Origin of the sequence: Bradyrhizobium sp. (assembly GCF_016462955.1) — a bacterium.
GTDB lineage: Bacteria > Pseudomonadota > Alphaproteobacteria > Rhizobiales > Xanthobacteraceae > Bradyrhizobium.
Map to the genome: position 1 here is coordinate 1 of NZ_JAEMSD010000044.1, position 6,380 is coordinate 6,380.

4 protein-coding genes are annotated in these 6,380 nt (G+C 64.6%); all 4 read left to right on the forward strand.

Annotated features, from left to right (window positions below; translation table 11 throughout):
• On the forward strand, positions 1–757 hold a 757-nt coding region (locus JHD07_RS07510; RefSeq protein ID WP_291620578.1), incomplete at its 5' end, for a TolC family protein.
• Complete coding sequence (ihpB, locus tag JHD07_RS07515) at positions 754–1,743, forward strand: divalent metal ion exporter adaptor subunit IhpB (RefSeq protein ID WP_028136447.1); 990 nt, start codon at positions 754–756, stop codon at positions 1,741–1,743. The genes JHD07_RS07510 and ihpB, both read left to right, overlap by 4 nt.
• Positions 1,736–4,957 (forward strand): CusA/CzcA family heavy metal efflux RND transporter, encoded by a 3,222-nt coding sequence (locus JHD07_RS07520; protein ID WP_049820121.1) that lies wholly within the window; start codon positions 1,736–1,738, stop codon positions 4,955–4,957. The genes ihpB and JHD07_RS07520 overlap by 8 nt, the downstream gene beginning before the upstream one ends.
• A partial coding sequence (locus tag JHD07_RS07525) for a heavy metal translocating P-type ATPase (RefSeq protein ID WP_291620582.1) occupies positions 4,954–6,380 on the forward strand: 1,427 nt, incomplete at its 3' end. The genes JHD07_RS07520 and JHD07_RS07525, both read left to right, overlap by 4 nt.

Consider the following 6,380-nt stretch of genomic DNA (forward strand, 5'->3'; position numbering starts at 1 on the left):
CGGTGCTTCGTCGCCTGCCGAGACCGGTCGCGCCGAAGTCGCAGCGGCGCTGGTGAAGGCCGATCGCGAGCGCACCAAGGCGAACCTGGCCAGCGCGCGCCGCGAACTGGCGGTGCTCATGGGCGACACTTCCCCGAAGTTCGGCAACGTCTCCGGACGCCTCGACGCCACCACCCGCGCGCCGCCGTTTCAGACGGTGATCGCCGCCATCGACGCCAACCCGCAACTGGTGCGCTGGAATGCGGTTTATGCGCAACGCAACGCCGAACTGCTGCTGGCGCGGCTCAGGCCTTATCCTGACGTTCGCCTTTCAGCCGGATGGCGACATTACAACGAGACCAACGACGACGCGGTGCGGCTCAGCCTCACGGTTCCGATCCCAATCTTCGATCAGAACCAGGGCAACATCCTCTCGGCACAGCAGAACCTCGCCAAGACGCGGGCGGAACGCGAGGCGAACCGCAACACGCTGATCGTCGTCGCTGGACGGGCCTACGACAACGTACAGGGCTCGCTGCGGGAACTCGCGATACTTCGCGACTCCGGCATCCCGAAGGCCCAGGCCGCCTCCAACGAGATCGAACAGGGCTACGGCGCCGGGCGCTTCTCGCTGCTCGAAGTGTTGGACGCGCTGGCCAACGTCACCCAGGCTCGTCTGCGGGAGCAGGAGGCGCTGCAGAACTACCACGTCGCCGTTGCCACGATCGAAGGACTCGTCGGCAATCCCTTCGCTCTGGCGCGGGAGAGCGCACGATGAAGACTTCGAGTGCAATCGTCCTCGCCTTGGTCGCGGCTGCCGCCGGCGCCTTCGGCTATCGCATGCTGACACCCAAGGACGCACCCGCTGCGACGCAGCAGGTCGCCAAGCAGGATGCCAAGGAGGAGAAGGCCGGCAACGAGCACGCCGAGAAGGACGAACATGGCGCCGACCGCATCGTGATCAGCGATGTCAAGTTGGCGGCAGCAGGCGCCACCTTCGCCGAAGCGGGCCCGGCGACCCTGACCGAAACCTTGTCGTTCAATGGCGTCCTGCGCGCCAATCAGGAGACGGTGGTCCAGGTCACGCCGCGCTTTCCCGGCATCGCGCGTGCGATCAAGCGCCGGATCGGCGACGTGATCGGCAAGGACGATCTGCTGGCATCCATCGAGAGCAACCAGAGCTTGACGGTCTATGATCTCAAGGCGCCGATCGCCGGCACGGTGATCGACCGTCAGATATCGCTCGGCGAATACGTCTCCGAGCAGAAGCCATCATTTGTCGTGGCGGACCTGTCGACGATCTGGGTCGACCTGTCGATCTACCGCCAGGATCTTAGGCGCGTCCGGATCGGGGACGAGGTCCTGATCGATCCGGATGACGGCGTCGGCGACATCAAGGGCAAGATCTCCTACTTGGCGCCTGTCGGCGCAAGCGAGACCCAGACGGCGATTGCCCGAGTGATCCTGCCGAACCCGGAGGGGAGGCTGCGGCCGGGACTGTTCGTGACCGCTCGTCTGGTGCTGGCCGAGCGGAAGGTGCCGGTCGCCGTCAATGCCGGCGCGATCCAGACCTTCGAAAACAAGACCGTCGTATTCGTTCGCGAAGGCGACGACAAGCTCGAAGCGCGGCCTGTGGAACTCGGGGACGCCGATCAGAAGTTCGTGGAGGTTCGGGCGGGAGTAAAGGCGGGCGAGAAGTACGTGGCCCAAAACTCATTCGTCGTGAAGGCGGAGATGGGCAAAGGAGAGGCCGAGCATGATTGAGCGCCTCATCGAATTCTCCATCCGCCAGCGTTGGCTGGTGATCCTGTTCGTGTTGGGACTGTTGGCCTTCGGCGGCTGGAATTTCACCCGTCTGCCGATCGACGCGGTGCCGGACATCACCAACGTGCAGGTGCAGATCAACACACAGGCACCAGGCTATTCGCCGCTGGAGACCGAACAGCGCATCACGTTTCCGGTGGAAACGGCAATGGGCGGGCTGCCCAAGCTCGAATACACCCGCTCCTTGTCGCGATATGGCCTCAGCCAGGTGACGGCGGTCTTCCAGGACGGCACCGACATCTACTTCGCCCGCCAGCTCGTCAACGAGCGGATCCAGCAGGTCAAGGATCAGCTCCCCGCCGGCGTCGAAGTTGCCATGGGCCCCGTCGCGACGGGCCTCGGGGAAATCTTCCACTACTCGGTCGAAGCCAAGCCGGGTGCGAAGGCGCCGGGCGGCAAGGAGTTCACGCCGAGCGATCTGCGGACGATCCAGGACTGGATCATCAAACCGCAGCTCCGCAACGTGCCGGGCGTCATCGAAGTCAACACGATCGGTGGGTTCGAGCGCCAATTCCACGTGCTGCCCGATCCGGGCAAGCTCATGGCCTACAAGCTCGGTTTCCGCGACGTGATGACGGCGCTCGCCGCCAACAACGCCAACGTCGGCGCCGGCTACATCGAGAGGAACGGCGAACAGTATCTGGTCCGGACCCCGGGCCAGGTCGCCAACATCGCCGAGATCGAGGATATCGTCATTGGCTCGCGAGGCGGCGTCCCGGTCCGGGTGAGGGACGTGGCCCAGGTCGCCGAAGGCAAGGACCTCCGCACGGGCGCAGCGACCCTCAACGGAAAGGAGACGGTTCTCGGTACCGCCATGCTGCTGATCGGCGAGAACAGCCGTGCGGTGGCCCAGCGGGTTCAAGCCAAGCTGAACGACATCGCCAAATCGCTTCCGGACGGCGTCGTCGCCCGCGCGGTCTATGACCGGACCCACCTCGTCGACGCGACGGTCAAGACGGTCGAGAAGAATCTTGTCGAGGGCGCGATCCTCGTCATCGTCGTGCTGTTCCTCATCCTCGGCAACTTCCGGGCAGCCCTGGTCACGGCCTGCGTCATCCCGTTGTCGATGGCGATGACGGTCACCGGCATGGTCGAAACGAAGGTCAGCGCCAACCTGATGAGCCTCGGGGCCATCGACTTCGGCATCATCGTCGACGGTGCAGTCATCATCGTCGAGAACTGTCTCCGATTGCTCGCGGAGGCGCAGCATGAGAAGGGCCGGCTGCTGAGCCTGGAAGAGCGGCTGGAGACGATCCGCAACGGCTCGGCAGAGGTCATCAAACCGAGCCTATTCGGAACGCTGATCATCGCGGTCGTCTACCTGCCGGTGCTGACCCTGACAGGGGTCGAAGGCAAGATGTTCACGCCGATGGCGCTGACCGTGCTGATGGCGCTTGCCGCAGCGGCGCTGTTCTCCGTCACCTTCGTGCCCGCAGCCGTCGCGATCGTGGTCACCGGCAAGGTGTCTGAGAAGGAGAACTTCTTCATGCGCGGCGCCAAGCGCGTCTATCTGCCGCTTCTAGACCGTGCGATCGCCTTCCGGGGCGTCGTGGCGGTCTTGGCGGTTGTGATCGTCGGCGCGAGCTTGTTCGCCGCGAGCCGCATGGGTGGCGAGTTCATCCCGAGCCTCGATGAGGGCGACGTCGCTTTGGCCGCGATCCGGATTCCCGGAACGAGCCTGACGCAGTCGCTAGATCTGCAGATGGCGCTGGAAAAGAGGATCCAGCAACTCCCCGAGGTGAAGGAGTTCTTCACCCGGACAGGCACGGCTGAGGTCGCTACCGATCCGATGGCGCCGTCGATGTCGGACGGGTACGTCATGCTCAAGCCGCGCAGCGAGTGGCCGGACCCGGAGAAGCCGAAGGCGGAATTGGTCGAAGAGATCGAGAAGGCCGCCAACGACATTCCCGGCAGCAACTATGAGGTATCGCAGCCGATCCAGTTGCGCGTGAACGAGCTGATTTCAGGCGTCCGCAGCGACGTCGGCATCAAGATCTTCGGCGACGACCTCGACGTGCTGCAAGGAGCGGCCAGTCAGGTGCAGTCCGTAATTCAGGGCATCCGAGGGGCTACCGACGTGAAGACCGAGCAGGTCGCGGGCCTGCCGATCCTCACCGTCAAGCTCGACCGGCGGGCCCTGTCCCGCTACGGCCTCAGTGTCGGCGATGTCCAGAACATCGTGGAGATCGCCGTCGGCGGAAAGAGCGTCGGCAAGCTGTTCGAGGGAGATCGTCGCTTCGACATCGTCGTACGCCTTCCGGAGCGGTTGCGCGGCAACATCGAAGCGATCCGTGCGATCCCGATTCCGTTGCCTGCCGAGGAGCCTGGATCGGCTCCGATCACCAAGACCGCTTTGTCGGCAGCGCTCGGAGTACAGCCCCGTTACGTGCCGCTATCGTCGGTAGCGACGGTCGATTCCGCGCCAGGTCCGAACCAGATCAGCCGCGAGAACGGCAAGCGGCGCATCGTGGTGACGGCCAACGTACGCGAGAGGGATCTCGGTTCTTTCGTGTCCGAAGCGCAGGGCGCGGTCGCGCAGAAGGTCAAGCTCCCGGCGGGCTACTGGATCGGCTGGGGAGGGCAGTTCGAGCAACTGGTCTCGGCGACCAAGCGGCTGACCATCGTAGTTCCGGTGGCGCTGCTGCTGGTACTGCTGCTGCTCTTCATGAGCTTCGGATCGATTGCCGATGCGCTTCTGGTGTTCAGCGGCGTCCCGCTGGCGCTGACCGGCGGCGTGCTGGCGCTGCTGCTGCGAGGTATCCCGCTGTCGATCAGTGCGGGCGTAGGCTTCATCGCACTCTCCGGCGTCGCGGTGCTCAATGGCTTGGTCATCATCGCTTTCATCGAAAAGTTGAGACACGAAGGAAGGTCCGTACTCGAGGCCGTTCATGAAGGCGCGGTGACCCGCTTGCGCCCCGTGCTGATGACGGCGCTGGTCGCCTCGCTGGGCTTCGTTCCCATGGCGATCGCGACGGGCGCCGGCGCGGAGGTGCAGCGGCCGCTGGCCACCGTCGTCATCGGCGGCATCATCTCCTCGACTATCCTGACGCTGCTGGTGCTGCCGGCCCTTTACGTGCTGTTCCGGAAGGACTCCGCGCCGGCACCTCGACCGGAAAACACCTTGGATGACGCTGCGCAGGGAAGCCACGCATGACCGAGGCTGCTCAGAAGATGAGACTTCGGGTCGGCGGGATGGACTGCGCGGCCTGCGCCACGAAGATCGAGAATGCCGTTTCGCGGATGCCCGGGGTGCGGGGCGTCGAAGTCTCGGTGACTGGCGGAAGCGTTTCGGTCGAACATGAGGGGGCTATCCAGCGGGAGGCGGTCAGCCGCCAGATCGCGGCCTTGGGATACGTCGTCGAGGACGATCGCCCCAAGGGGAAAGGGGAGCCGGCGCACCATTATGATCATGGCGATGACCATGATGGTCATGGCCACGGTCTTCAACAAGCCGCCGACGGCCGGGAACCATGGTGGCGGTCGAGCAAAGTTGACGCGACGATCGCAAGCGGAACGGCGCTGGTGGTCGCCTTCGCCTTGGGAAAGGGCATCCCCAGCATCGAGAGTTGGGCCTTCCTGCTTGCGATGCTGGTCGGGCTGGTCCCCATCGCCAAGCGAGCATTTTCGGCGGCCTTCGCCGGAACGCCGTTCTCGATCGAGATGCTGATGACCATCGCGGCCGTTGGCGCGGTCTTCATCGGCGCGACGGAAGAAGCAGCGACTGTCGTTTTCCTGTTTCTGATCGGTGAACTTCTTGAAGGTTTCGCTGCGGGGCGCGCGAGGGCGAGCATCCGGGATTTGACCAAGCTCGTCCCGAAGATCGCCCGTCTCGAACAATCCGATGGCCAAGTCAGCGAGGTGGAAGCCGAGACGCTGTCCGTCGACGCTCTGATCCAAGTTCGCCCCGGCGATCGCATTCCTGCCGACGGCGTCATCGTCTCCGGAGACAGCGCCGTCGACGAGGCACCCGTCACCGGCGAGAGCACGCCGGTCCGCAAGAAGACGGGGGAGGCAGTATTTGCCGGCACCGTGAACGGAGAGGCTCTACTCCGGATCAAGGTCACCGCCGCCGCCCAGGACAACACCATCGCCCGTGTCGTCAAGTTGGTCGAGGAGGCCCAAGAATCGAAGGCGCCCACGGAGCGCTTTATCGACCGTTTCTCGCGCTACTACACGCCTGGCGTGGTGGTGGTCGCCACGATCGTAGCGGTCCTGCCGCCACTCGTTTGGGCAGGCGCAACCTGGCGCGAATGGATCTACAAGGGATTGGCCATCCTCCTGATCGGTTGTCCGTGTGCGCTGGTGATCTCGACGCCGGCGGCGATCGCCGCGAGCCTCGCATCCGGAGCGCGCCGCGGTCTGCTCCTGAAGGGCGGAGCCGTCCTCGAGCGCTTGCGCGACGTCACCGTCGCCTGCTTCGACAAGACGGGAACGCTCACCGCGGGCAAGCCAAAGGTCACGGACGTCGTCGGATTTAGTCACGAAGAGGTCGAGGTCTTGTCCATTGCCGCGTCGCTCGAGCGCGGCTCCAGCCATCCTCTCGCGCTTGCCATTTTGAAGGCGGCCTCCGCCAAGGA

What these genes read in the sequence shown, in the direction of transcription:
- JHD07_RS07520 (WP_049820121.1), top strand. Translation starts at nt 1,736, where the DNA reads ATGATTGAGCGCCTCATCGAATTCTCCATCCGCCAGCGTTGGCTGGTG.
- ihpB (WP_028136447.1), top strand. Translation starts at nt 754, where the DNA reads ATGAAGACTTCGAGTGCAATCGTCCTCGCCTTGGTCGCGGCTGCCGCC.